Genomic DNA, 22,628 nt, shown 5'->3' on the forward strand with positions numbered 1-22,628 from the left:
GGCGAGCATGAACCGCGAGCGACAGGTGGCGCAGGCTTTCGTCGTCCTGGCGGACACCTGTGCCGCAGGGTTCGACCCCCTGCATCTTTTCCACTGTCTCGTTCATGCCTGACAGGATCTGTTGGACGTGGACGCGGCGGCCGTGATGATCGCGGACGCCCGCGGCAGCCTGAGGACCATGGCGACGACCGACGAGGACGGCGCCTTCGCCGAGTTGCTGCAACTGCAGAACGGCCAGGGCCCCTGCATGGACTGCTGTCGCACCGGAGAGCCGGTGAGCGTTCCGGACATCGCCGGCGAGTACGAGCGCTGGCCGCGGCTGGTCACCGCCATGATCGACACCGACTACGGCTCCCTGCAGGCCGTCCCGGTGAGTCTGCACACGCGTCCGCTCGGAGCTCTCACGCTGCTGCGCCGCAGCCCGGGCCGGTCGGCCGAGGACGACGTACACCTCGCGCAGGCCCTCGCGGACTCCGCGGCGCTGGCCCTGATGCACTGGTCCGCCGAACCGGACCACATCGACGAGGTCATCACCCGGGTGCAGGGGCTGATCGCGGCGAAGACCACCCTGGAGATCGCCAAGGGCATGGTCGCTCAGCACGCGGGCGGCACCATCGGCGAGGCGGCCCGGCTGCTCAGCGCCTATGCGAGCGGACGGCAGGTCCGTCTCACCGAGACCGCCCACGCTCTGGTCAACCGTGGCCTCACGCCGGCCGCCATCGTCGAGGGGCAGTCCGGGAAGTGAGCCGGACGGACTGAGCGCAGGTGGCAGAACCGGTCACGTGAGCGTGCTGTCGCCCGGTCCGCCCGTCCAGGTCCGGGTCCCGGGAGACGTCCCTTTCCGGAGCATGCGCAGGACGGCCAGTTCGACGAGGCCGTGGGTGGCGGGGATGCCGTACGCGCCATCCTCACCCAGGTGAGGCAGTGCGTCGGTGATCGTCACTCCTTCTTCGTAGAGTTCGATCGCCCGCGGGTCGATGTAGGAGGCCCGGCAGACCGCGGGCGTGTTGCCGAGATACTGGGCCACTTCGCGCACGGCGCGGGCGACGGCACGGCGCCGGGCGGTCTCACTGCGCGCGACCGGCTGCGCGACGGCGGCCATGACGGTGGGCACCGCCGTGGCCGCGCCGCAGAAAGACTCCTTGGCGCGCAAGGTGCCTTCCCGTGCACCCTCGCAGTACTGGACCAGTCAGCTCCCGCGGCCGGGGGTCTCAGGTGTTGCCGGGGCCTCCGCTGCCGAACGAGCCGCCCGATCCGGAGCCCCAGCGTGAGCGTTCCTGCTTTTCGCTGCGTTTGGTGCCGGAACCACCGAGTTGGTGCGGCGTGAGGCGGTCGCTCTCCTCGTCCGCATGGGGCACCTCGTTCGGCTCCCGGACTTCCCTGCTTTCATACGTGGGCCCGGATTCCGGCAGCGTGGGCTGCTCGTGGGCCTTGGGCCGATCCGGCTCGCGGCGGCGCACCCGGATGCCGAGCCGGACCGCCCACACCAGCGCTCCGGCGATGACGAGGCCGCCCACGAAGGCGCCCAGTGTGGCGTACGCCGCGTCCGAGACGGCGATCTCCCAGTATGTGGCGTTCATGATTGCCGAGTACCCCCGCTCGTGAATTGAAGACTCGGGATCACCTTTCCGTGTCGGCAGACCATTCCCTGCCCGACCCGACGGTGGCCGACCTGCTCCAGGCCCTGGCCACCGGCTGAGGGATCCCGCCCCGGGTGACGGGTGGTGGGATCTTCCGCGATCGCGGCCAGCCCACGTGCGTGATTGGTCAGGAACATCCAACCGCTCTGTGGTGCAGGTGCTTCAGGCATGCTCAGAGCGCACGCTCATCGATTCACGCATCCAGAAGAGTGAAATAGATTTCAGGTATGATCTGACGTGTGATGGTTTTCGAGCGGAGTCTTGACGGGCACGAGGTGAACATGCATCGAGGTCCATGGAGCGGCTGTCATGTCGGAACGTGCATCCATGACGCACGGCGCGGCGAGAGGCGGGACCGTCTGCCCAGACCCCCTCCCGTCATGGGGTGATCCCGAGCCCTCTGTGCGGGGAACCGAAGCGCATCCCGCGGCCGACCGGACCCTCGCGGGGTGTCGGGCGCACTCGACACCCTCACCGAGCAAACCCCGCACGACGCTCTGCGCGAAGTCCTCGCCGATCGGTACGCGGAATCGACCTCGGTCCGGGCGGCGTCGACTTCTGTGGCTGCGCCGGCCCCGACGCGTCGCAGCGTGTGCGCGGCAGGCTCGCGGCGAGGGCAGGACCGTCGTCCTCCGGACCGGGAGTGCGGTGGTGCACCGGCTCCTCCCGGCCACCGGTACGCGCTCCCTCTTCGCCGTGTTGGGCGAGCACCACATGAGCGGTCGGCAACTGCGCCGGACGCGCCGTCCGATCCCGCATCCCATCAATGGAAGAATCCAAATGTCCTTCGGTGACGCGCACCAGGATCTGCGCATCGAACTCACCCAGCTGCGACAGGCCATGCAGACACGGCCCGTGATCGATTTCGCACGCGGAGTGCTGATGGTGTCCTTCGGGCTGTCAGCAGAGCAGGCCTGGGAGGTTCTCGTCACGGTCTCCCAGAACACCAACACCAAACTGCACCAGGTGGCCGAAGAGATCGTCGGCGCCGTCAGCGGACCCCCGCTCTCCGAGGTACTCCAAAAGCATCTGGCGGCGGCGGTGGCCGCCCTGCCCCAGACCCGGTCAGCGATTCCAGAGGCCGAGGTCAGCGAAGGCTGAAACGTCCGGCGGCCCTTCCTGCGCGTCCTGAAGTGCCACCGGCCCGCGAGCTGGGCGGCTGGACGGCCTGCGGCGCCCCGGCATCGGCACCTCCGCTGAAGAAGGGGGCGCGGTCCGGGCAGCCGACTTCGACTACGGGAGGTCGTCGTCCTCGTCCGGGATCCGGTGGACGGCGGCCTCTTCGGCAGAGGCCGCGCCGCCGTCGATGCCGACATCGTGGGCGATCATGTCCTTCTCGGCGTCCTCGCGTGCCCCCTCGTCCTCAGCCACCAGGCGGCCGGCCCGGTTCGTCCCCACCTCGTCGTCCAAGGGCTCACCTTCCCCGCCCGCGAGGTCCCCCAGGCCGTCGCTGCCGCCGGGCTCTTCGAGCGCCGGATCGGTGCGCTCCTCGGCCAGCCTCTGGTCCAGGCTCTCGCCCTCCCGCTGCTCGCGCGCGGTCGTGCCCGCGTGCTCCACCGCGAGCGGCCGCTCGGGCGGTGACCAGCCCTCCTCGTAGGGGTCGGTGCCCCGGTCGTTGAGCGTGTCCTCCGGGTCGAGGATGCCCTCGTCCTCACGGCCGTCGGGCCCTTCGGGCTGGTAGACCTCGTCGCCCATGACGTCTTCCTGGTTCTGGCTCTCCATGGTGCGCGTACCTTCCGACTGGGTGCAGGTGCCTGTGATCCGCGTATCCAGGTCCGCCTCGTCCACACGCGTGGACTGCCGGAGTGTGCGCCGGGGCGGGGCGGGTACCCGCGCCGGGCCGGAGGGGCTACAGCCCCGAACCTGAAGGAGGCGCGGATGACCAGCAGCACGGAGGCCGGCGGTGTCACGGGCACGCCGGACAAGGACTACAACCTGATCTGGTACGTGGAGGCGTGCTTGAACAACGCGCTGCGGCTGGAGACGTACATCGCGGATGCGGAGCGCGAGAAGGACGCCGAGATCCTGGACCTGTTCCGCAAGGCCCAGGCCGACAGCCGCAAGGGCGCCGACATCGGCAAGCGGCTTCTGCGTTCGCGCCTGGACGGCGCCTGAGCAGGCACTCCGCCCGCCGGCGAGTACCGCGTCCCAGCGGGCACCGCGTCCGGCATGAGGCTGCGCCGGACGCGGGGGACGAGTCGTGCTGGTCAGAACCGGATGTCCTTGGCGAACGAGATACGCGCTCCCATGTTGCGTTCCATCATCCGCAGGGCGGCCTCGGCCAGATCGGGGTAGATGTGGGCCACCGCGTCGCGGGCCACCGTCACCCGCAGATGCCGGATATGGGCGTCGAGGGCCGAGTACAGCACACACTGCTCGGTGACCTGCCCGCACAGCACCACGTGTTCCACATCTTCCTGGCTCAACAGATAGCTGAGCGGGGTCTCGTAGAAGGCGGAGTGTCGCGCCTTGACCACGAAGAGGGACGCGTCGTCGGGTGCGACGGGCCGTACGAGGTCGGCGTGCGGTCCCTTGAGCGCCGTCCCCAGGATCTCGCCGTGATGGGACCGCCACTGCCCGAAGTTGTCGTTGACGTAGATGACCGGAACGTCCCGTCGGCGCGCGTGATCCAGCAGTGCGGTCACGGCAGGCAGGGACGCCTCCACCGAGGGGATCAGCAGGGTGGCGTCGTCGTGGTCGTACGTGTTGATCATGTCGATGACGACGAGTGCGGTCTTTGCCATGCCTTCCACGCCTTCCACGTCTTCCGCCCTGCGACGGCGACGGCGTCCCGCCTCGTGGAGAGGGGCACGTGACGCCGCCGGGAGACGTCTCTGCAGGCCGGTTGTCGTGATCAGCGGCCGAGGGCCTTTTGCAACTGCTGCTTGTTCATGGACGAGCGGCCGTGGATGTCGCGCTTCTTCGCCTCCGCGTAGAGCTGATCCCTCGTGGGCCCTTCGGCGCCGCTGTGGGAGCGCCGGCCGCCGCGCTGGGAGGCGGACTTCGGGTCACGTGTGGAGGTTTTGCTGGAGGTCTTCGCCTCGCCGGAGCGGGCACGCTGCTTGTTCACCGTGCGGGAGGCGATCTCCTTCGCCCGGGCTGTGGACTCGCCCCGCTGCTCGGCACTCTCCTTCACGTGCTCGTACTGCCGTTCCCTCTTCTTGTTCGATCCTGCCGGCATCGCGTTGCTCCTCTCCCGAATCGATCCACGGGTTCCCCTTCCCCGGGGTGCGTAACGCGCTCGTACGGGGCTCGCCAGACTCCGACTCGGGGCAGGACTTTGCTGCGGCAGAAGCAGAAGTCGAAGAAGTCGGCACACCGGCCCACGCCGGTCTATGCCGGGCGTGAGATTTCGGTGACCGCCGTGGAGATTGCCTGCTGCAGATGGTCGGGCAGAGCTGCGCCGTTGACCGAGGCCACGAGCTCTTCGGCAAGCTGGTGAAGTTTCGTGTTCGTGTGCTGGGAGACGTCGACCAGGACGCTCCAGGCATCCTCGGAAGTGAGGGCGAAGGAGGCCATCAGGACTCCGCGGGCCAAGTCGATGACCGGCCGGGTCAGCATCGCCCGCTTGAGCTGCACGACTTCGGCACGCAGCTTCTCGGCCTCTTCGGGCACCCCGTCCTCCTCCATCTCCTCCATGAGGTTGTGCGTCGCGGCGGAATGTTCGTGCCAGTCGTGGACAACGCCGTTGACAGGCCCGCGAACCTGAGTGAACAGCGCGGACGTCCCGGTGAGGGCGAGCAGTCTCCCGACCCACGGACTGAGAGCCCGCACGCCGAGTGTCTTGCCGTCCGCCAGCGCGAGCCGGCGGACCCGCAGCAGGACATTGAGGCCGGAACAGTCGCAGAAACCGACTCCGGTCAGGTCGAGATCCACGCCTACGGAAGACCGTGCCAGTGCCAGGCGCAGGGCGCGCTGCAGTATCTGTTCGGTCTCGATGTCGATCTCGCCGGAGACCGCCACGATCGGCCTGTCCCCGTCCGGATGCGTCACAACCTCCAGGAAGGCGGACGGGGCAACCGTCGCTGCGACGTGCGCTGTTGCATGGACAGCTCGGCTGCTGCCCTTGGGCGGAGCAGGAGATCCGTGTTCTGACATGGCCGTCGCTCCCGAAGCGTTCGCCTGTCCTCTGCCGGTACAAGTCTCATCCCGGCACATGAAACCCGTCAAGAGATACATGAAATTTATTTCGCGCCTTTGAATACGTGAGTGTTACGCCCTATGCTGGGCGCATGGGTGGAGTATCCGAGACACATGCGGGATGGACGTTCCTCACCAGTCATGCCCGGGTGTTGGCCGCGATCGCCGAAGATCACCGCATCCGCATCCGCGACATCGCCGCGCGCTGCAGGCTCACCGAGAGGGCCGTCCAGAAGATCATTTCCGATCTGGAGGGGGACGGCTATCTCACCCATACGCGAGAGGGGCGGACCAACGCGTATCGGATTCAGCCGGGCACCATCCTGCGGCACCCGGCCGAGGTGGGGATGACGGTCGAGGCGCTGCTGTCCGCCCTTGCGCGGCACGACGCGGGGTATGACGGAGGGTCACGGCGGTCGCGGACAGCGGTGTCGCGGGAGCGTGATTCCGAATCCGCCGGGTGACGGGGGCGACTTGACGCGCGCCGCTGTTTGAAGCGTGCGGCAAGGGGGACTCGCGCGGTGCTGGGTGGCAAGGGGAGTGGGGCTGCGGAGTTGCCTCCCTCGCGATACGGGGAGACAGCTACCGCAGCCCCACGAGGCCGCCGTTACGGCTTGCGGCCCTCCCTTTCGATCGGCCGTGAGTGGCAGGCGTCGTAGAAGCGTGCTGCGGACCCCGGCCGCCGGACCTTTTGGGGTTTCACGCCCGGATCGTCACCACTTGTTAGCTATTTCTGGCTCTGCGTGATCGTGTGTGTGAGCCTGTTTCGATGCTTCCTGTGCGGGAAGGCGCAGGTATGAGTGCTTCGGACAGGAGGCACGTCCGTGGGAGCCGGCGTACGCCAGGTCGCGGGTGTGTTGCGTCTGTTCAGCGCGTGCTCACTCCCATGGGGACCGTCCAGTCGACAACCCCACGAGGGAAGTTGTGAGCACGATGGACACAGCTACCAGGAAGCGCCACCCGCACGACGACGCCCCGCACACCGTCGCCGCCTTCGCCCGCCTCTCCCACCTGTCCGACGGACCCGAACGAGACACCTTGCGTGACGAACTCGTCCGGGCGTGGCTCCCCATGGCGGAACGTATCGCCGGCCGCTACCGGGGAAAGGGTGAGCCCTTCGAGGATCTGCGCCAGGTCGCGGCACTCGGCCTGGTCAAGGCCGTCGACGGCTACGACCCCGACCGCGGCCACGCCTTCGAGAGCTACGCCGTGCCGACCATCACCGGCGAGATCAAGCGCCACTTCCGCGACCACATGTGGACCCTGCACGTCCCCCGGCGCATCCAGGAACTCCGCAACAGGGTGCGCGTCGCCCTGCGGGACCTGTCCGGACCGGGTTCGGACCGGCGCCCCGGCATTGCCGAGATCGCCGAGTACACGCAGCTGAGCGAGGAGGACGTACGCATAGGTCTTGAGGCACTGGACAGCTTTGCCGCGCTTTCGCTGGACGCCGGGACACCCGGTGAGGATGCCGGTATGACGCTCGCCGGCCTGCTGGGGGAGTGTGACGCCGGTTTCGATCTGGTCGTCGACCGGGAGGCGGTCAAGCCCGCCCTGCGGACCCTGCCAGAGCGCGAGCGCACCATCCTCTACCTGCGCTTCTTCCGGGGCATGACGCAGAGCTGCATCGCCGAGCAACTCGGCGTCTCCCAGATGCATGTCTCCCGGCTGATCAGCGCCTCCTGCGCCACCTTGCGCGAACGCGTACTGGACGACGCCGCCTAGTGCCGTGACAGGCGACGCGTTCGCCCCGTCGTGAGTCGGCCGCCCTGCGGGACTCTTTCCCGGGGCGGCCGGTGGCGGGCTCACTGCCGAACCCTCCCGGGAGCGGTTGGACAGTCGGCCGCCTCCTTCCGACTACCGGGCTGGGCCCGCCGCAAACAACGAGCGCGGGTCACTGTGCGGGTGCAGCTCCGGGAGTGCTGGTGAGCCGGGCGACCTCACGAAGCACCGTCCGTGCGCGGCCTGTCGCCCCGCTGGGCACCACCGTGTACTTCGGGTCCTGCGCCGAGGCCACCCCGGCCGCGAAGATGCCGAAACGGGTGCACGCCGAGCCCGCGAGGAGGGCCAGGCCCCCGACCACGGCCGCCGACCAAGGAGAGGGTCGCCGCACCGGCGTGCTTCCACATGGTGGGGAGATCGCGGGTGGTGACGACCGGGTTCGGTGGCAGTCCGTAGACCTCGGGTTCGTCGAGGAGCAGGAAGAACGCGCCGTCGCCGCCGACCCCGTCATCGGGCTCGTGGCCGTAGAGCCGGGCTCCGTCCACGCCCGCCGCGTGCAACTGGTCCACGCGCAGCGCGGCTCGTTCGCGCAGTTCGTCCAGCGGGCCGAACTGGATGGACTCCGTGGGGCAGGCCTTGGCGTAGGCGGGTTCCTGTCCGGCGCCCAGCCGGTCGTAGCACATGGTGCACTTGAACGCCCGGTCGTCGGAAGGGCGTTGCTCGATGACGCCGTACGGGCAGGCGGGTACGCAGTAGCCGCAGCCGTTGCAGATGTCCTCCTGGACGACGACCGTGCCGAACTCGGTGCGGAAGAGGGAGCCGGTGGGGCAGACGTCGAGGCAGGCCGCATGGGTGCAGTGCTTGCAGACGTCGGACGACATCAGCCAGCGCAGCTCCCGGCCTCGCCCGGTGCCGTGGATCCGGCATCCACCAGGGGGAGTTGGGTACGCCCGTCCGGCGCCGGTGCCTGCTGTTCGATGAAAGCGACATGGCGCCAGGTGGAGGCGCCGAGCCCTTGTGTGTTGTCGTAGCTCATGCCGGTGAGGGAGAGGCCGTCCTCGTTGTCCAGGGTCGCGCCGCCGAGACTGGCGATACCGAGGGTCCGTGCGGTGCGCAGCCCGTCGGACTCCCACTCCCAGGTCGTGCGCCGGGTCTCGATCACCCGGTCGGCCACCATGTCCATGGCGGTCTCCAGTCCGAGAGGTTCCCAGTCGGTGGCGTACGGCCGCCGGTACAGCACCTCGTGGCGACGGGCCGAGTGTAGATCTGCTGACCGCAGCCCACCGCGCAGTAGGGGCAGACGGAACCGACCACCCGGTCGGCGGTGTCCGTACGCGGCCTGAGCTGTTGGGTACGCGCCGACATGGCGGCCCGGCCCCGGCCCAGTGGGTCGGATCCGGTGAGCTGGCGGAAGGCCGGCCAGTCACTGATCCACGTGCGCACCCCCATGGTGTGTCCTCTCGGCGGTCGAAATCTCCGGCCGGTCGGCGGGCGTCTCCAGACTGGCCCACCTGGGCGGGTACGGCGCGCGGAGCGTCAGCCCGGCGGTTCGTCGGGCACGGGGTGTTCCGGCCGGTGGCTACCGGAGTGGAGGGAGCCGCGTCGGCCCGTTCCGGCCTCGTCCGTGTCGGGTGGCTCCGGCTGGGGCCGCACGTCCGCGGTAAACCGCGTCGCGTCGCCGCCGGGCTCCCAGGGATCCCCCTCGACACCTGCCTGCTGATCGGGCATGTCCCGGGGCACGGGCCTGGTACCCCGGGCTTCGCTGTCCCCGTGACTCCCCGGACGGTGGTCGCTCACGGTGCTCTCCCTGTCTCGGTCGGACCCTGCCCCGGGACCGGGTACCCCGGAGATGCGTCGCCACCCGGGCCGTCAGGTCCTTCGTCCCTGACGCGCCGTGGACTGCGGAGCAGCACGGGGCGTGCAGCGGAGCCTGCGATCGAATGGCGAGCTCTTGTGGGCGCTCTTGTGGGCGCACCGCAGGGTCGGGGGTTCCTGCTGATGGGGTGAGGGGCGTAGCTTCTTCTGGGGTTGATCGAGGAAGGGTCATTCTCGGGTTGATCGAAGAAGGGTCACAGGGTCACGTGGACAGCAGCCGCCGTGAACGAGCAGAGAGATTCGTGGAGTTGCACCGGGAGGGCTGCTTCCTGCTGCCCAATGCCTGGGACGTGGGAAGCGCCCGCGTCCTGGAGTCGGCCGGCTTCCCCGCGGTGGCGACCACGAGCGCGGGGGTCGCGTTCTCTCTCGGACGCCCGGACCACGACTTCTTCGACGAGAAGGCGCCGGACGACCGCGTCGACCGCGAGACGATGATGCGCCGCGTGCGTGAGATCGCCGACGGGGTGACAGTGCCCGTGAGCGCGGACCTCGAAGACGGGTACGGCGAGGCGCCCGGCACAGTGGCCGCGACTGTGTCGCTGACGCTCGCGGCGGGCGCCGTCGGCGGCAACATCGAGGACTTCACCGGCGACCGTACCCGGCCGCTGTACGACGAGGCGCTCGCGGTGGACCGTATCCGCGCCGCCCGGGCCGCCGTGGACGCCGGCGGCGAGCCGTTCGTCCTGGTCGGCCGGACCGACGTGCTCCTGGTCGGCGGTGGGCTCGACGAGTGCGTACGGCGCGCGAACGCCTACCTGGCGGCCGGGGCGGACTGCGCGTTCGTCCCGGGCGCCGCCGACCCCGCGACCATCGGCACCCTGGTGCGTGAACTCGACGGCCCGCTCAACGTGGTCATGGGGCTGACCGGAAACACGCGGACACTGCACGACCTGCGGGAGCTCGGCGTACGCCGGGTCACGGTCGGCGGCAGCATCGCCCGCGCCATGTACCACCACCTCCTGCGCGCCGCACGCGAACTGGCGGACCTCGGCACCTTCTCCTACGCCGACGACCAGCTCTCCCAGACCGAGCTCAACCACCTCTTCCGGCGCGATTGATGCCCGCCGGCCGCTTGAGGCCGAGGGACCGGCGGGTAGGGACCGGTTTCGGGGCCTGGGGACCGTACCGCCGGGTAAGGTGCGGCGACCCGGGCGGGACGGCCCCCGGCGCAGCATCCCGAAGCTGCTGTGCCATTGCGCGTAGTGCTCTGCCTGGTAAGGGCTGCTGACGCTGCCGGTTCCCTCCAAGGCAAGGGCGAGGTGGCGGTGGTCTGTCTCATCCCGCCGTGCGGCGCTCCGGACCCGGCGGCCGTCATGCTGCCCTTCCTGCGGCAGGCGCGCGCCGCGGGAGTGCGGCGCGCGGTCCTCCTCAGTTCGTCGGCGATCGCCGAACGGGAGTTGGGCGGAATCCGGGTCTGACGACGAGGCCCTGGCCTGAACCCGGCGAAATCGCGCGTCCTCAGCGGACGGCAGGGTGCGCCAGAAGCTCCGTGACCTGCCGGCGGACCACTTCCCAGGCCGCCGCCTGAAGTCCGCCGACAGCTGTACCACGCAGGGTGTGGAGGACCTGTTCGGCATCGGCGTCACACAGGGCGCTGTCGCTGACCACCTCGTAGCCGTCGCGGACGGCGACGCGAAGGCGGCTTCGTCCGGCGCCGTCGCCCTGCACGGCCGCGGCGACGACGAGGGGCGGCGGCCCGCCCGCTTCACCCGGCTCCTTGTAGTACGTGCTGGCGATCGGTTCGCGCCAGCGGAGGCTGAGCAACAGATGGCGCTTGGCCAGCACTTCGGCCAGGTCGGTCTCGTAGACGCTGTCCGGTTCCAGGACCGTCGCCCGGGCGTCCAGCACGAGTACCGCGGGCAGCAGACAACGCAGTGTGCTCCCGACGATGTTGCCGCCGACGGTGGCCGTCCGGCGTATCGCTCCGGTTCCCACGGAGGAGGCCGCCCGGCGCAGTGTCTCCGGCAGGTGATCGTCGATCCGGTTCAGTACCACGGCCGCGCCCAGCACCTCGCGGCCGATCGCGTTGGCCTCCGGCAGGTGGCGCAGCGACACGGACTGCTCGGGGAAGCCGTCCCGCTGCCAGGTGGCCCACACCAGAGTCGCCCCGCCTATCGGCACCGCCCCTTCGGCCATGCACTCCTGTGCTTCGGACACGGACGTGGGCAGACGCAACAGCACGGTGGCCGACCTGCCTTCCTGGAAGTTGGGGCCGAGGTAGCCAATACCTCAACCACATGACCGTTGACATGGCGCATTTTCCCCGCGCACGCGGGGGCGCGTACAGGGCTCACTCCTGCACGGGGCTCGCCCCGCGTGCGGCCCGCAGTGCGGCGCCGTTCATCCGCGGCTCCGGATCAGGGGCCGGCACCGGTGCCCGGCGTACCGAGTGGCCGGCCGAGCCGTAGGTTCCAGCGCCCGGAGCGACCGCTGACCTCGGTCGCCGTCAGTGGGGGTACGTCGAGCCGCCAGAAGGCCGCCTCGGGTGCCTTGAGGATCGTGACCGCCACGGCCCGTACGATCTCCGGCTCCACCACGGCGAGGGTCCTGCCCGCGATCTCCGCGGACGCGTCCAGCCACCCGGCGACCCGCTCGCACAGGTCCCGCACCGATTCCCCGCCGGGTGGCGCCGCGGCCGAATCCGTCAACCAGCGGGCCACCGTGTCCGGTTCTCCGGCGCCGACCTCGTCGAGCGTCCGGCCCCGCCAGTGGCCCATGTCCAGTGCGCGCAGCCCCGGTTCGTCCAGCGCGACGAGCCCGAGGGCCGACGCCGTTTCCCGGCAGCGCACCGTGGGGGAGACCAGTACCCGGTCAGTGGCGGGAAGCGTGCCGGCGGCGGACTCGGCGCGTGCGGCGCCGCTTGCGTCGATCGGGCTACCGTCGTCGAACCGGGCCTCCCGCAGTGATCGGTTCATCGCCGGTGAGATGAATGTGACGCGGCTGGTCACTACTTCGCTCCTGTTCTCCGTGCCGGGGGACGGGCACGTGCTCCGAGTACGACATCACAGCCACGCGCCACACCGGTGGAGTCGGTGAGGCAATTGGGGAGGTCCCGCCGGACTGCTTGTCGCCGGTCATGCCGTCCGTGTGGACGGGCCGCCGGCCGGCCGCGGGTTTTGCCCGACGTTGGTTGCCGGAGGCGGCATTGCCATTCCGTTTACCGTCGTTCGCCGCACGTACCGCTGAGTTTCACACAGGGGCCATAAGGCCCTTCCTTGTCGTTCAGTGCTCTTGTAACACTCCAATCGCACACGTTCCAGCAGTAACCCGACCACCCCGGTCATCCCGTAGCTCCGCTATCCCAGTCAGGACAAGAGGTCACCTCCCCATGCCTCAAGTGAATCGGCGCCGCTTTCTCCAACTCGCCGGCGGCACCGCGGCGTTCACCGCGCTGTCCAACAGCATCGAGCGGGCCGCGGCGCTGCCCGCGCACTCCGGCTCCGGCACGATCGACGATGTCGAGCACATCGTCGTCCTGATGCAGGAGAACCGTTCGTTCGACCATTACTTCGGCTCGCTCAGGGGTGTCCGCGGCTTCGGCGACCCCCGTCCGGCCACGACATCGGGTGACAAGTCGGTCTGGTACCAGTCGGACGGCACCAAGGACGTGCTTCCCTTCCGGCCCGACGCCGACAACCTGGGCCTGCAGTTCATCCAGGACCTCCCGCACGGCTGGAATGACGGACACGCCGCCTTCAACAAGGGCAAGTACGACAAATGGGTGCCCAATAAGTCGTCGACGACCATGGCGTACCTGACGCGTGAGGACATTCCCTTCCACTACGCGCTGGCCGACGCGTTCACCGTCTGCGACGCCTACCACTGTTCGTTCATCGGCTCCACCGACCCGAACCGCTATTACATGTGGACGGGCTACACCGGCAACGACGGCACCGGCGGTGGCCCGGTCCTCGGCAACAACGAGGTCGGCTACGACTGGACGACGTACCCCGAGCGCCTCGAAGCGGCCGGCGTCTCCTGGAAGATCTACCAGGACGTCGGCGACGGCCTGGACGCGAACGGCTCCTGGGGCTGGATACCCGACGCCTACCGCGGCAACTACGGCGACAACTCGCTGCTGTACTTCAACAAGTACCGCAACGCCGAGCCCGGCGACCCGCTCTACGACAAGGCCCGCACCGGCACCGACGCCCGCAAGGGCGAAGGCTTCTTCGACCAGCTGAAGGCCGACGTCAAGGGCAAGAAGCTGCCGAAGATCTCCTGGATCGTCGCGCCCGAGGCGTTCACCGAACACCCCAACTGGCCCGCGAACTACGGCGCCTGGTACATCTCCCAGGTCCTGGACGCGCTCACCTCCGACCCCGAGGTATGGGGCAAGACGGCCCTCTTCGTCACGTACGACGAGAACGACGGCTTCTTCGACCACCTCGTACCGCCGTACCCGCCGCAGTCCGCCGCGCAGGGCAAGTCCACGGTCGACGTCGGTCCGGACCTGTTCGCGGGCGACGCGAGCCACACGGCGGGTCCGTACGGAATGGGCCAGCGGGTGCCGATGCTCGTCGTCTCGCCCTGGAGCAAGGGCGGTTACGTCTGCTCCGAGACGCTCGACCACACCTCCATCATCCAGTTCATGGAGCGCCGCTTCGGCGTGCACGAGCCGAACATCTCGCCCTGGCGGCGCGCGATCAGCGGCGACCTCAGCTCGGCCTTCGACTTCACCGGCAAGGACACCAAGCCGGTCGCACTGCCGGACACCGACGGCTACGAGCCGCCGGACAACGACCGCCACCCCGACTACGTGCCGACCCCGCCCGCGAACCCCGTCCTGCCCAAGCAGGAACGCGGCTCGCGGCCGGCCCGCCCGCTCAAGTACGCGCCCGTGGTGGACGGTTCGGCGGATGTGCAGGCCGGCAAGTTCACGCTGACCTTCGGCTCGGGCGCCAAGGCCGGCGCCGCCTTCCTCGTCACGTCCGGCAACCGCACCGACGGCCCCTGGACCTACACCACCGAGGCCGGCAAGAACGTCGCCGACACCTGGAACTCGGCGTACTCGAACGGCTCGTACGACCTGACCGTGCACGGCCCGAACGGCTTCCTGCGCACCTTCAAGGGCCCGGGCAAGGAGGCCGGACCCGAGGTCACCGCGCGGCACGTCGGTGACAACGTCGAGCTGACCCTCACCAACAACGGCTCAGGCACGGTCAACCTGAAGGTGAGCGACGGCTACGGCGGCAAGCCCAAGTCGTTCAAGCTGCGGTCGGGTGCGAGCGTGAAGCACACGTTCGACCTGCGGGCGAGCAAGCGCTGGTACGACCTGACCGTCGTCTCCGACGCGGACGCGAGCTTCCTGCGCAAGTTCGCCGGACACGTGGAGAACGGCCGGCCGGGCGTGAGCGACCCGGCGATCGTGACCGACTGACATGACGCCATGGGGAAGGGCGGCCACGGACATTCCGTGACCGCCCTTCCCCATGGCGTCTCTAGAGGGCTGTGAGGTGCCCCGCGTTCGGTTGCTGCGGCAGCAACGAGGGTTCGTACGCCGCCGGCTCGGGCTCAAGGGCCAGCACCGCGGCGACCGGATGGTCCCCGACCAGCGGCGGAGGCGCCGTCCGCGACAGCGTCACCACGCCCCAGGCCGCGATGCCCGCTCCCGCGAGGGCCAGCAGCACGCCCGCCGCGCCGCCCTGCAGGCGCTCGCCGAGCAGGGACAGGCCGATCACCGCGGCGGCCACCGGATTGGCGAGCGTCACCACAGCGAGCGGCGCGCCCAGACCGCCCCGGTAAGCGGTCTGCGAGAGGAGCAGTCCGCCCACCGCGAAGGCCGCCACGAGCACGGCCACCACGATCACCTGGGCGCTGAGCAGCGAATCCGAGCGGTCGGTCGCGGCCACTGTCACCGTCTGGGTGAGCGCCGAGGCCACACCGGAGGCGAAGCCCGAGGCGGTCGCGTGCCGCAGCCCCGGCCGCGCGCCCCGCCGTGCGAGGGCGCCGATCAGTACGGCGGTCGTGGCGGCGACGCCCAGGGCCTGCGGCACGCTCAGCACGTTGTCGGGCGCCGGCCCGGACGCCGTGACGAGCAGCGCCGCAAGTCCCGTCAGGGTGAGCGCGGTGCCGCGCCACTCGACCGCGCTGACCCGCCGCCCCGCCACCCGCGCCCCCAGCGGCACCGCGGCCACCAGGGTGAGCGCGCCGAGCGGCTGCACGAGCGTGAGCGTGCCGTACTTGAGTGCGGCGACATGCAGCAGCGCGGCGGACGCGTTCAGCGCGACCGACCACCACCAGGCCCCGCTGCCCAGCAGCCGCAGCACACCGGAGTCCGAACTCCGGGACGCGAGCCGCTCCTGTGCCACGGCCGCGGCGGCGTACGCGACGGCCGAGAACAACGACAGGACGACGGCGGCGACGGTGGCGTTCATCGGCCGGCTCCGACGAGTTCCGGTATGTCGCGTACGGTCGCATCGGCACGTTCCTGTGTACGCCCCGCCGTTGTCGTGGTCCGGTGGGGCGGGTGGATCACCGCGAGGGCGATGCCGAGCAGCGAGGCCGCCACGATCGCGTCGAGCCAGTAGTGGTTGGCCGTACCGACGATCACCAGCAGGGTGATCAGCGGATGCAGCAGCCACAGCAGGCGCCATCGGGACCGGGTCGCGGCGATCAGGCCGATCGCGACCATCAGGGCCCAGCCGAAGTGCAGCGAGGGCATCGCCGCGAACTGGTTCGCCACCGCGTCGGTCGCGGGATGCGCCCCGTACACCGTGGGCCCGTACGCCTGCCCGGTGTCCACGAGACCCGCGGCCTTCAGCAGGCGCGGCGGTGCGAGCGGGAAGAGGAGATGCCCGACCAGAGCGGCGCCGGTGACCACCGCGAGGACCCGGCGCGCCCATACGTAGTGGGCCGGGCGCTTCAGATACAGCCAGACCAGGAAGGCCACCGTCGCCGGGAAGTGGACGGTCGCGTAGTAGGTGTTCGCGAGGTGCACGAGGGTGTCGCTGTGCAGGAGCAGGCTCTGTATGTCGCCCTCGCCCGGCAGGTGGAGGGCGCGCTCCCAGTTCCACACGCGGTCCGCGTTGCGGAAGGCCTCGGCGGTGTGGCCGGTGGCCAGCTGCCGCCCGATCTTGTAGACGAGGAAGAGGCCTATGACGAGCAGGAGTTCGCGCAGCAGCGGCGGGCGTGCGGCGGTGCCCTTCGGCGGGTGCGCCACCTTCTCGTACGGTGCGGCCCGGCCCTCGGTCGCGTCGGACTTCGGTTCGGTCACGGATTCTGCAGGCTCGGTCGCGGGTTCTGCAGGCTCGGTCGCGGGTTCTGCAGGCTCGGTTCGGGAATCCATCCCCCGGCCCCCTTGCTGACGGTCTTGCGTGGGGTGGTGCGTGGTGAACCCAGGACAAGGTCCACTCCCGCCGGCTCGCTCGACAAAAAGGGTGGGTCCTGTCCAAGGCTCATCGATACGCCAGTGTACCGATACGAGAGTGTACCGATACGCTCGCGTTCCGGTACAGTGACGTATCGATTAGACTGTGTGAGACGGAGCACCGAACCCCACCGTGTCGAACCGACCGAGCGAGGAGAAGAGCATGACGTCGCAGGCCGCGGACGGACCGGAGACGGTCGTCGCCTCGCGCCGCTCCAAGATCACGCCCGAGCGTGAGCGGGAGTTCTACGACGCTGTGATCGACCAGCTCCGCGAGTGCGGCTATGACGCCTTCACCATGGAGGGCGTGGCGGCGAGCACCCGCTGCAGCAAGTCCACGCTCTACCGGCAGTGGAAGACGAAGCCCCAGTTCGTGGCTGCGGCGCTGCGCGCCAACCGCAGCCCCCGGTTCCTGGGTATCGACACCGGCTCACTCGCCGGGGATCTGCGCGCGGCGGCGCGCGCCGCGGGCGAGTGGTCGGACCGCGACACCCGGCTGCTCCAGGCGCTCGGACATACCGTCATGGCGGACGAGGAGCTCCAGCGGGCGTTGCGCGAAGCGCTCGTCGAGCCCGAGGTCGCCGCGCTGAAGGAGATGATCCGGCGCGCCGTCGACCGAGGTGAGATCGCCGCCGATCACCCGGCGCTGGAGTTCGTCCCGGCACAGGTCATCGGCGTGATGAGGGTCCGTCCGGTGCTGGAGGGGCAGTACGCGGATGCGGCCTACCTCACACAGTTCGTGGAGGCGGTCGTGATCCCGGCCCTCGGCCTGACCTGAGACTCAGGCCGCCGTCCGCGGGATGACCGGACGTCGGCCTGCTCGCGCCGCACCGTGGGGACGGGGGCGGCGCGAACCGCCGGCCGGGTGGGGTTCCTCTGAGCGGAGGGCACCCCACCCGGCCGAACTTTTTCCGGATCCTTTTTCCTGGACCTTTTCTCCTGGTCCTTGTTCCGCGTCCGGCGCGATCCGCCGGATCTGCGGTACGGCCCTACACGCCCTGCCCGCTGCCGGTCCCGGACGCCACCTTGATGCCCTTCGTGATCTCATCGATCACGTCCTGCTTCTCGCTGACGTCGACGCCGAAGCGGATCACGACGAGCTGCTCGGCGTTGAGGGGGGAGGGGAAGGCGAGCGACTCCACATAGCCGTCCTCGCCCTTGCTGGTGACCGCCTTCCAGCGGACCAGGTAGCCCTTCTGTCCGGCCACGGTGACCGCCTTGGAGGCGAGTTCCTCGTGCGAGGTGATCTCGCCGTAGGACTTGCCGCCATAGGACTCCTCGGCGTTCTTGGAGATGTCCTCCTTCGCCGCCGCCTCGGCCGTGGTGGCCTTCAGCTCCAGTGCCACCGCCGGGGCCGAGTACAGGCCGCCGGCGGTGCAGGTCGCCGTGGTGTCGCCGGGGCACTGGTAGGAGTCGTCCGAGGTCACCGCGGCGCCCACCGTGATGCTGGAGCCGGTCCAGCCGTCGGGCACCGGGATGCTGATGCCGTTGACCGGGTCGGTGGCGAAACCGTCCTCGGTCTGCGGCGGAAGGGGCTGGCGCGGCGGCGCGGTCTGGCCGCCGGAACCGCCACCGGAACCGCCACCGGAACCGCCTCCGGGGCCGCCGCTGGGAGCGCCCGAGGGACCGCCCGAACCGCCGGGGAACCCGCCGGGCCCCTGGGTGGTGGCGGTGGTGTCGCCGTCGTCCTTCGTCAGCGCGTACACCCCGCCCCCGATGCCGGCGAGGACCGCGATCGCCACGGCGACGGCTATGCCGGTGCGCAGCCCGCTCCGCGGCGGACCCGGCGGACCCGGCGGATAGTCCGGATACGGTCCGGTGGCCGGCGGCTGCGCCGGGGGACCCCATGCGGCCGCCGACCCGACGGGCCGGGTCTGGTCCGTCCATGTCTTGCCGTCCCACCAGCGCTCGGTGGCGGGACTGTCATCTGTCTGCCCGGGGTCGGGATACCAGCCGGGAGGAGTCTCCTGCGTCATGGTGCCCACCGTATGAGGTGTGAGTGAAAGACGGATGAGAGGGCCGGGGAGGGGCGGAGACTGATGTGGGAAATCTGGTTTCAGTTCGTGGGTGGTTGACGGTCGACGACTTTCACCGGGGCTGGTCGGGGCGTCGGCGCGTCGCCTGCGGAACCCCGCCGTCACTCGTCTCGGCAACAGCTGCCCGGACCCGCCGACATGACGGCTTCGAGGGGGCTACGCTCGTTGCCTGTACGCCGTTTGGGCGACCTGGGGAGGTAGCGGGATGACGGAGGCAGGGCCAGGAGTGGCCGCCTCGGCTCCCCTGTGGGAGCGCGACGAGGAAGTCGCCACGCTCGAACGGGCGATCGGCGCCTTGCGTGCCGACTCCGCCACGCCGGGAAGCCTGCTGGTTTTCAGCGGCGACGCCGGCCTCGGCAAGACCGCGCTCCTCGCCGAGGCGCGCCGGATCGCGGAGAGCGCCGGCTGCGCGGTGTGGTCGGCACGCGGCGGTGAGACCGTCACGTCCGTCCCCTTCAATGTCGTACGGCAGCTTCTGCAGCCGGCCCTGGTGTCGTTACTGCCCGAGGAGGCGCGCGAGTACCTGGGCGACTGGTACGACATCGCGGGACCCGCGCTCGGCATAGCGGAACCGGGCGACCGGCAACCCGACCCGCAGGGCGTCTGCGACGGCCTGGTCGCGGCCGTGCGACGGCTGGCCAAGCGCGAGTGGCCGCTCGTCCTTCTCGTCGACGACGCACACTGGGCCGACCAGGAGACCCTGCGCTGGCTGGCCGCCTTCGCCGAGCGCCTCGACGACCTGTCCGTCCTCATCGTGGTGGCCCGCCGCCCGGGCGGCGTGAGCGGCGTGAGCGCCGGTCACCTCGACACCATCGCCGCCGCGGCCCGCCCGACCGCCACCCTGAGCGCACTGACCCCGTCGGCGACCGAAGGGCTCACCCGCGCCACGGTCGGCGAGCACGCCGACGCCCCGTTCTGCCGCGAGGTCTGGGCGGTCACCGGCGGCAACCCGTACGAGACCGTCGAGTTGCTCGCAAAGGTCCAGGACAGCGAGCTCGACCCGGTGGAGGCCTCGGCCGCCGAACTGCGCGCCCTGAACCGCTCGGCCCGCGGCCGCGGACTCGTCGCCCGCCTCGAAGGACTCGGCCTCGATGCCACGCGCTTCGCCTGGGCGGCCGCGATCCTCGGCACCGCAATCTCCCTCGACCTGGCCGCACACCTCGCCGGAATGCCGGCCGAGGAGGCGCAGCGCTGCGCCGACCTGCTCAGCGTCGCCCGTATCCTGACCAGGACCGAACCCGTGAACGGCCGGGCGCCCGAAGGCGACCTGGAGTTCGTGCACCCGCTCATCGCCAGCGCGGTCTACCGCTCGATCCCGGACGCCCTGCGCACCGCGATGCACGGTCAGGCCGCCTGGGCGGTCACCGACTCCGGGCGCGGCGCCGCGGCCGCCTCCCGCCACCTCCTCGAAGTGCACCCGGACGAAGACCCCGAACTCGTCGAGCAGATGCGCGAGGCCGCCCGCGAACACCTCGCCGTCGGCGCGCCCGACGCGGCCAGGCGGTGTCTGGAGCGCGCGCTGGCCGAACCCCCGCTTCCCGACATCCACGCGCTCGTGCTCTACGAACTGGGCTGCGCCACGCTCCTGACCGCGCCCGCCAGGACGATCGGCCATCTGCAGGCCGCACTCGACAGGCCCGGCCTCCAGGGCGACCTCCGGGTGAACGCGGTCTTCCGCCTCTCTCAGGCACTCGTCCACAACAACCAGCTCGAAGAGGCCGTTCGCACCGTCGACACGGAGGCCGCGCGGCTCGACCCAGGCCCTGCCCGGATGCGGCTCCAGGCCGCGCACTACATGTGGGAGGGCATCCACGCCGGCGAGGACCAGGCCTCGGGACGCTCGAGCGGTCTCGCCGAACTCGCCAGGACCTGCACAGGCCGCGACAACTCCGAGCGCGCGCTGCTCATACTGCGCGGCTTCGACGCGATGACGCGCGGCGAGAACGCCGAGGAGGTCGCGGAACTCTGCGACCGCGTCCTCGTCAACGGCCGCCTCGCACCGGGGCTGGGCTGGACCGACACCGAGTGGGGCATCGAGCTCCTCCTGATGCTGGGCAGCGCGTACGCCTACGCCGACCGGCTCGACCGCGCCGAGAGCCTGTTCAGCGAGGCCCTGCACGCCTACATGAAAGCCGGCTGGAGCGGCGGCCACCTCGCCCTGGCCAACGCCTACCTCGGCCTCGCGCACCGCAGACGGGGCCGCCTCGCCGACGCGGAGACCTATCAGCGCGAGTCGCTGCGCCTCGCCGAACGGGTCGGGCGCGGACTGCCCCTGTACTGGTCCGCGACCTGCGGGCTCATCGACACGCTGGTGGCCCGCGGCCACCTCCTGGAGGCGGAGGAGATCGCCGAGGAGTACGGCTTCGCACCGCCGTACCCGTCCACGATCGTCCTCCCCGACATCCGTTCCGTACGCGGCCGACTGCTGTGCGCCGTCGGCCGGACGAAGGAAGGCATCAACGAACTGGAGGCAGCCGAGAAGGCCTCCGCCGCGCGCGGTCACCACAACACGGTGCTCGCTCCCTGGGCGGTCGACCTCGCCCGCGCTCTCGCCACGGAGGACCCGGCGCGTGCCGCGGCCGTGGCAGCCGACGCCCGCCGCCAGGCCGAGCGTTTCGGCACCGACACGGCCATCGGTGAGGCCCTGCGCTGTGCGGCGGCGCTGGAATCGGGCCAGCGCGCGGTACGGCTCGCCGCCCAGGCGGTCACCTATCTGGAGGCCTCCCCCTGCCAGTACGAGCACGCGGCGGCCCGTGTCGAGTACGGCATCGCCGCCCGGTCGGTGTCCGAGCTCAACAAGGGCCTCACATTGGCGCGTTCGTGCGGCGCGGACGGAGTGGTGGCACAGGCGGAGCGGGCACTGGCCGGCTTCTAGTCAGTCGGGTGCCGGCCTTCGAGCAACCGCTCGGTGGTCGCCGCCAGCCGTTTCCAGACCTCGCGGTCGTATGCCTCGCTGTGCGCCCGCGAGGGAGTTGTGCCGTCGAAGTAGCCGCCCGTGCCCAACTCGGTTGTCACCAGGGCGAGTACACCCGCGGCACCGTCGGCGACGCTGGACCACGGCTCGACGCCGCCCTCGCGGACCATCGCCGTGTCCATGTAGGTCGCGGGGTGCAGCACGTTCACCGAGACGCCGGTGTCCGCGAGTTCCTCGGCCAGCGCGAAGGTGTGCGCCGCGAGGGCGAACTTGCTGCGCCAGTACGCCGATCGGCCGCTGTAGCCCCTGGTGAGCTCGGGGTCGTCGAAGTCCAGGGGCTCCTGACCGCCGGAGCCGACGTTGACGATCCGGGACGAGGCGCTCGCACGGAGCGCGGGAAGCAGCGCGCGGGTGAGCGCGACCGGCGCCAAGTAGTTCACGGCGAGCCGTAGTTCGTGCCCGTCGTGGCTCACCTCGCGGCCCGAACCGGGCGAACCGAAGCCCACACCGGCGTTGTTGACCAGGATGTCGAGACGGGGGTGCGCGGCGGCGACCTCGGCGCCGAGCCGCCGTACTTCGTCCAGCGAGGCGAGGTCGGCGACGAAGCCGTGCGCCTCACCGCCCTCCGCCTCCGCCTCCAGCTCCGCGACAAGCTGCTGCGTACGTGAGCGGTCGCGTCCGTGCGCGAGGACGGCGTATCCGGAGCGGACCAGCTCGAAGGCGACGTACCGACCGAGGCCGGAGGTGGCGCCGGTGATCAGGACAGTGGGCACAGGGGCTCCGTTCACGGGGGATCTCCGTCCAGCCTAGGCACGGTTGGGCACCGCTACCTGGTGCTGTTGTCACTACGCCTGGCAGGGTTACGGTGCCGGCCGGCCGGACCCTGCCGTCAGCCGTCAGCCGTCAGCCGTCAGCCGTCAGCCGTCAGCCGT

The 22,628-nt window shown here is 70.3% G+C and carries 22 protein-coding genes and 3 pseudogenes; 10 read left to right on the plus strand and 15 right to left on the minus strand.

The window, feature by feature from the left end; translation table 11 throughout:
* Positions 1-127 precede the first annotated feature (127 nt).
* Positions 128-745 (plus strand): GAF domain-containing protein, encoded by a 618-nt coding sequence (locus ACFYPC_RS05965; protein WP_388671401.1) that lies wholly within the window; start codon positions 128-130, stop codon positions 743-745.
* Between the two features lie 33 nt (positions 746-778).
* Here ACFYPC_RS05965 and ACFYPC_RS05970 read toward each other — a convergent pair whose 3' ends face one another.
* Both ACFYPC_RS05970 and ACFYPC_RS05975 read right to left on the minus strand, forming a co-directional pair.
* On the minus strand, positions 779-1,153 hold the full coding sequence (locus ACFYPC_RS05970; RefSeq protein ID WP_388671404.1) for a hypothetical protein: 375 nt from the start codon (positions 1,151-1,153) through the stop codon (positions 779-781).
* Positions 1,154-1,211: 58 nt separating this feature from the next.
* A complete protein-coding gene (locus ACFYPC_RS05975) occupies positions 1,212-1,580 on the minus strand; it encodes a DUF6479 family protein (protein WP_388671407.1) in 369 nt (122 codons plus the stop codon).
* 840 nt (positions 1,581-2,420) lie between these two features.
* Between ACFYPC_RS05975 and ACFYPC_RS05980 the strand changes: the two genes are divergently transcribed.
* Positions 2,421-2,741, plus strand: coding sequence for an ANTAR domain-containing protein (locus ACFYPC_RS05980; RefSeq protein ID WP_388671410.1), 321 nt, complete (start codon positions 2,421-2,423; stop codon positions 2,739-2,741).
* Between the two features lie 132 nt (positions 2,742-2,873).
* Here ACFYPC_RS05980 and ACFYPC_RS05985 read toward each other — a convergent pair whose 3' ends face one another.
* Positions 2,874-3,362 (minus strand): DUF5709 domain-containing protein, encoded by a 489-nt coding sequence (locus ACFYPC_RS05985; RefSeq protein ID WP_388671413.1) that lies wholly within the window; start codon positions 3,360-3,362, stop codon positions 2,874-2,876.
* A 156-nt stretch (positions 3,363-3,518) separates the two neighbouring features.
* On the opposite strand from ACFYPC_RS05985, the gene ACFYPC_RS05990 reads away from it, so the two are divergent.
* Complete coding sequence (locus ACFYPC_RS05990) at positions 3,519-3,755, plus strand: hypothetical protein (RefSeq protein WP_388671416.1); 237 nt, start codon at positions 3,519-3,521, stop codon at positions 3,753-3,755.
* Between the two features lie 92 nt (positions 3,756-3,847).
* Here ACFYPC_RS05990 and ACFYPC_RS05995 read toward each other — a convergent pair whose 3' ends face one another.
* From ACFYPC_RS05995 to ACFYPC_RS06005, 3 genes are all read right to left on the minus strand, one after another.
* Complete coding sequence (locus tag ACFYPC_RS05995; protein WP_388671419.1) at positions 3,848-4,384, minus strand: cysteine hydrolase family protein; 537 nt, start codon at positions 4,382-4,384, stop codon at positions 3,848-3,850.
* A 110-nt stretch (positions 4,385-4,494) separates the two neighbouring features.
* Entirely contained in the window at positions 4,495-4,821 is a 327-nt protein-coding gene (locus tag ACFYPC_RS06000; RefSeq protein ID WP_388671422.1) for a plasmid stabilization protein, read from the minus strand.
* Between the two features lie 152 nt (positions 4,822-4,973).
* On the minus strand, positions 4,974-5,633 hold the full coding sequence (locus ACFYPC_RS06005) for an ANTAR domain-containing protein (RefSeq protein ID WP_388671425.1): 660 nt from the start codon (positions 5,631-5,633) through the stop codon (positions 4,974-4,976).
* A 239-nt stretch (positions 5,634-5,872) separates the two neighbouring features.
* Here ACFYPC_RS06005 and ACFYPC_RS06010 point away from each other — a divergent pair, with 239 nt between their 5' ends.
* On the plus strand, positions 5,873-6,244 hold the full coding sequence (locus tag ACFYPC_RS06010; protein WP_388671428.1) for a helix-turn-helix transcriptional regulator: 372 nt from the start codon (positions 5,873-5,875) through the stop codon (positions 6,242-6,244).
* A 469-nt stretch (positions 6,245-6,713) separates the two neighbouring features.
* Positions 6,714-7,505, plus strand: coding sequence for a SigB/SigF/SigG family RNA polymerase sigma factor (locus ACFYPC_RS06015; protein WP_388671431.1), 792 nt, complete (start codon positions 6,714-6,716; stop codon positions 7,503-7,505).
* 215 nt (positions 7,506-7,720) lie between these two features.
* Here ACFYPC_RS06015 and ACFYPC_RS06020 read toward each other — a convergent pair.
* From ACFYPC_RS06020 to ACFYPC_RS06030, 3 genes and pseudogenes are all read right to left on the minus strand, one after another.
* Positions 7,721-8,562, minus strand: a pseudogene (locus ACFYPC_RS06020) (4Fe-4S dicluster domain-containing protein); the annotation flags it as partial.
* Positions 8,557-8,951 (minus strand): annotated as a pseudogene (locus ACFYPC_RS06025) (formate dehydrogenase); the annotation flags it as partial. The pseudogenes ACFYPC_RS06025 and ACFYPC_RS06020, both read right to left, overlap by 6 nt.
* 87 nt (positions 8,952-9,038) lie before the next feature.
* Positions 9,039-9,299: a hypothetical protein gene (locus ACFYPC_RS06030; protein WP_388671434.1), complete on the minus strand. Its 261-nt coding sequence runs from the start codon at positions 9,297-9,299 to the stop codon at positions 9,039-9,041.
* A gap of 320 nt (positions 9,300-9,619) precedes the next feature.
* Between ACFYPC_RS06030 and ACFYPC_RS06035 the strand changes: the two genes are divergently transcribed.
* A complete protein-coding gene (locus ACFYPC_RS06035; protein WP_388671437.1) occupies positions 9,620-10,435 on the plus strand; it encodes an isocitrate lyase/phosphoenolpyruvate mutase family protein in 816 nt (271 codons plus the stop codon).
* 207 nt (positions 10,436-10,642) lie between these two features.
* Positions 10,643-10,768: pseudogene (locus tag ACFYPC_RS06040) on the plus strand (ergot alkaloid biosynthesis protein); the annotation flags it as partial.
* A gap of 67 nt (positions 10,769-10,835) precedes the next feature.
* Here ACFYPC_RS06040 and ACFYPC_RS06045 read toward each other — a convergent pair.
* Together ACFYPC_RS06045 and ACFYPC_RS06050 are read right to left on the minus strand one after the other, a co-directional pair.
* Entirely contained in the window at positions 10,836-11,558 is a 723-nt protein-coding gene (locus ACFYPC_RS06045) for an FAD binding domain-containing protein (RefSeq protein WP_388671440.1), read from the minus strand.
* Positions 11,559-11,734: 176 nt separating this feature from the next.
* Entirely contained in the window at positions 11,735-12,325 is a 591-nt protein-coding gene (locus ACFYPC_RS06050) for a histidine phosphatase family protein (RefSeq protein ID WP_388671443.1), read from the minus strand.
* Between the two features lie 380 nt (positions 12,326-12,705).
* Here ACFYPC_RS06050 and ACFYPC_RS06055 point away from each other — a divergent pair, with 380 nt between their 5' ends.
* Positions 12,706-14,757, plus strand: a complete 2,052-nt coding sequence (locus ACFYPC_RS06055) for a phosphocholine-specific phospholipase C (protein WP_388671446.1) — start codon at positions 12,706-12,708, stop codon at positions 14,755-14,757.
* Positions 14,758-14,818: 61 nt separating this feature from the next.
* Here the strand turns inward: ACFYPC_RS06055 and ACFYPC_RS06060 are convergent, their stop codons facing one another.
* Positions 14,819-15,754 carry a DMT family transporter gene (locus tag ACFYPC_RS06060; protein WP_388671449.1) on the minus strand — a complete coding sequence of 312 codons (936 nt, stop codon included), beginning with the start codon at positions 15,752-15,754 and terminating at the stop codon, positions 14,819-14,821.
* Positions 15,751-16,539, minus strand: a complete 789-nt coding sequence (locus ACFYPC_RS06065) for a phosphatase PAP2 family protein (RefSeq protein WP_388672026.1) — start codon at positions 16,537-16,539, stop codon at positions 15,751-15,753. Before ACFYPC_RS06065 ends, ACFYPC_RS06060 begins: the two co-directional genes overlap by 4 nt.
* A gap of 370 nt (positions 16,540-16,909) precedes the next feature.
* Between ACFYPC_RS06065 and ACFYPC_RS06070 the strand changes: the two genes are divergently transcribed.
* Complete coding sequence (locus ACFYPC_RS06070) at positions 16,910-17,524, plus strand: TetR/AcrR family transcriptional regulator C-terminal ligand-binding domain-containing protein (protein WP_388671452.1); 615 nt, start codon at positions 16,910-16,912, stop codon at positions 17,522-17,524.
* 211 nt (positions 17,525-17,735) lie between these two features.
* On the opposite strand, the gene ACFYPC_RS06075 is transcribed toward ACFYPC_RS06070, so the two are convergent.
* The gene (locus ACFYPC_RS06075) at positions 17,736-18,722 is read right to left on the minus strand and encodes a DUF2510 domain-containing protein (protein WP_388671455.1); all 987 of its coding nucleotides are present in this window, start codon (positions 18,720-18,722) and stop codon (positions 17,736-17,738) included.
* Between the two features lie 265 nt (positions 18,723-18,987).
* Between ACFYPC_RS06075 and ACFYPC_RS06080 the strand changes: the two genes are divergently transcribed.
* Positions 18,988-21,657 carry an ATP-binding protein gene (locus ACFYPC_RS06080; protein WP_388671458.1) on the plus strand — a complete coding sequence of 890 codons (2,670 nt, stop codon included), beginning with the start codon at positions 18,988-18,990 and terminating at the stop codon, positions 21,655-21,657.
* Here ACFYPC_RS06080 and ACFYPC_RS06085 read toward each other — a convergent pair.
* Positions 21,654-22,469, minus strand: a complete 816-nt coding sequence (locus ACFYPC_RS06085; RefSeq protein ID WP_388671461.1) for an SDR family NAD(P)-dependent oxidoreductase — start codon at positions 22,467-22,469, stop codon at positions 21,654-21,656. The two genes, ACFYPC_RS06080 and ACFYPC_RS06085, sit on opposite strands and share 4 nt — an antisense overlap.
* Between the last annotated feature and the right edge of the window lie 159 nt (positions 22,470-22,628).

The organism is Streptomyces sp. NPDC005808 (assembly GCF_042871385.1).
In the GTDB taxonomy this organism is placed as follows: Bacteria; Actinomycetota; Actinomycetes; order Streptomycetales; family Streptomycetaceae; genus Streptomyces.

Coding starts and splice junctions, on each gene's coding strand:
- ACFYPC_RS06075 (WP_388671455.1), bottom strand. CDS start 18,722: ATGACGCAGGAGACTCCTCCCGGCTGGTATCCCGACCCCGGGCAGACA.
- ACFYPC_RS05995 (WP_388671419.1), bottom strand. CDS start 4,384: ATGGCAAAGACCGCACTCGTCGTCATCGACATGATCAACACGTACGAC.
- ACFYPC_RS06070 (WP_388671452.1), top strand. CDS start 16,910: ATGACGTCGCAGGCCGCGGACGGACCGGAGACGGTCGTCGCCTCGCGC.
- ACFYPC_RS06060 (WP_388671449.1), bottom strand. CDS start 15,754: ATGAACGCCACCGTCGCCGCCGTCGTCCTGTCGTTGTTCTCGGCCGTC.
- ACFYPC_RS06000 (WP_388671422.1), bottom strand. CDS start 4,821: ATGCCGGCAGGATCGAACAAGAAGAGGGAACGGCAGTACGAGCACGTG.
- ACFYPC_RS06010 (WP_388671428.1), top strand. CDS start 5,873: ATGGGTGGAGTATCCGAGACACATGCGGGATGGACGTTCCTCACCAGT.
- ACFYPC_RS06055 (WP_388671446.1), top strand. CDS start 12,706: ATGCCTCAAGTGAATCGGCGCCGCTTTCTCCAACTCGCCGGCGGCACC.
- ACFYPC_RS06015 (WP_388671431.1), top strand. CDS start 6,714: ATGGACACAGCTACCAGGAAGCGCCACCCGCACGACGACGCCCCGCAC.
- ACFYPC_RS05975 (WP_388671407.1), bottom strand. CDS start 1,580: ATGAACGCCACATACTGGGAGATCGCCGTCTCGGACGCGGCGTACGCC.
- ACFYPC_RS06080 (WP_388671458.1), top strand. CDS start 18,988: ATGACGGAGGCAGGGCCAGGAGTGGCCGCCTCGGCTCCCCTGTGGGAG.
- ACFYPC_RS05985 (WP_388671413.1), bottom strand. CDS start 3,362: ATGGAGAGCCAGAACCAGGAAGACGTCATGGGCGACGAGGTCTACCAG.
- ACFYPC_RS05980 (WP_388671410.1), top strand. CDS start 2,421: ATGTCCTTCGGTGACGCGCACCAGGATCTGCGCATCGAACTCACCCAG.
- ACFYPC_RS05990 (WP_388671416.1), top strand. CDS start 3,519: ATGACCAGCAGCACGGAGGCCGGCGGTGTCACGGGCACGCCGGACAAG.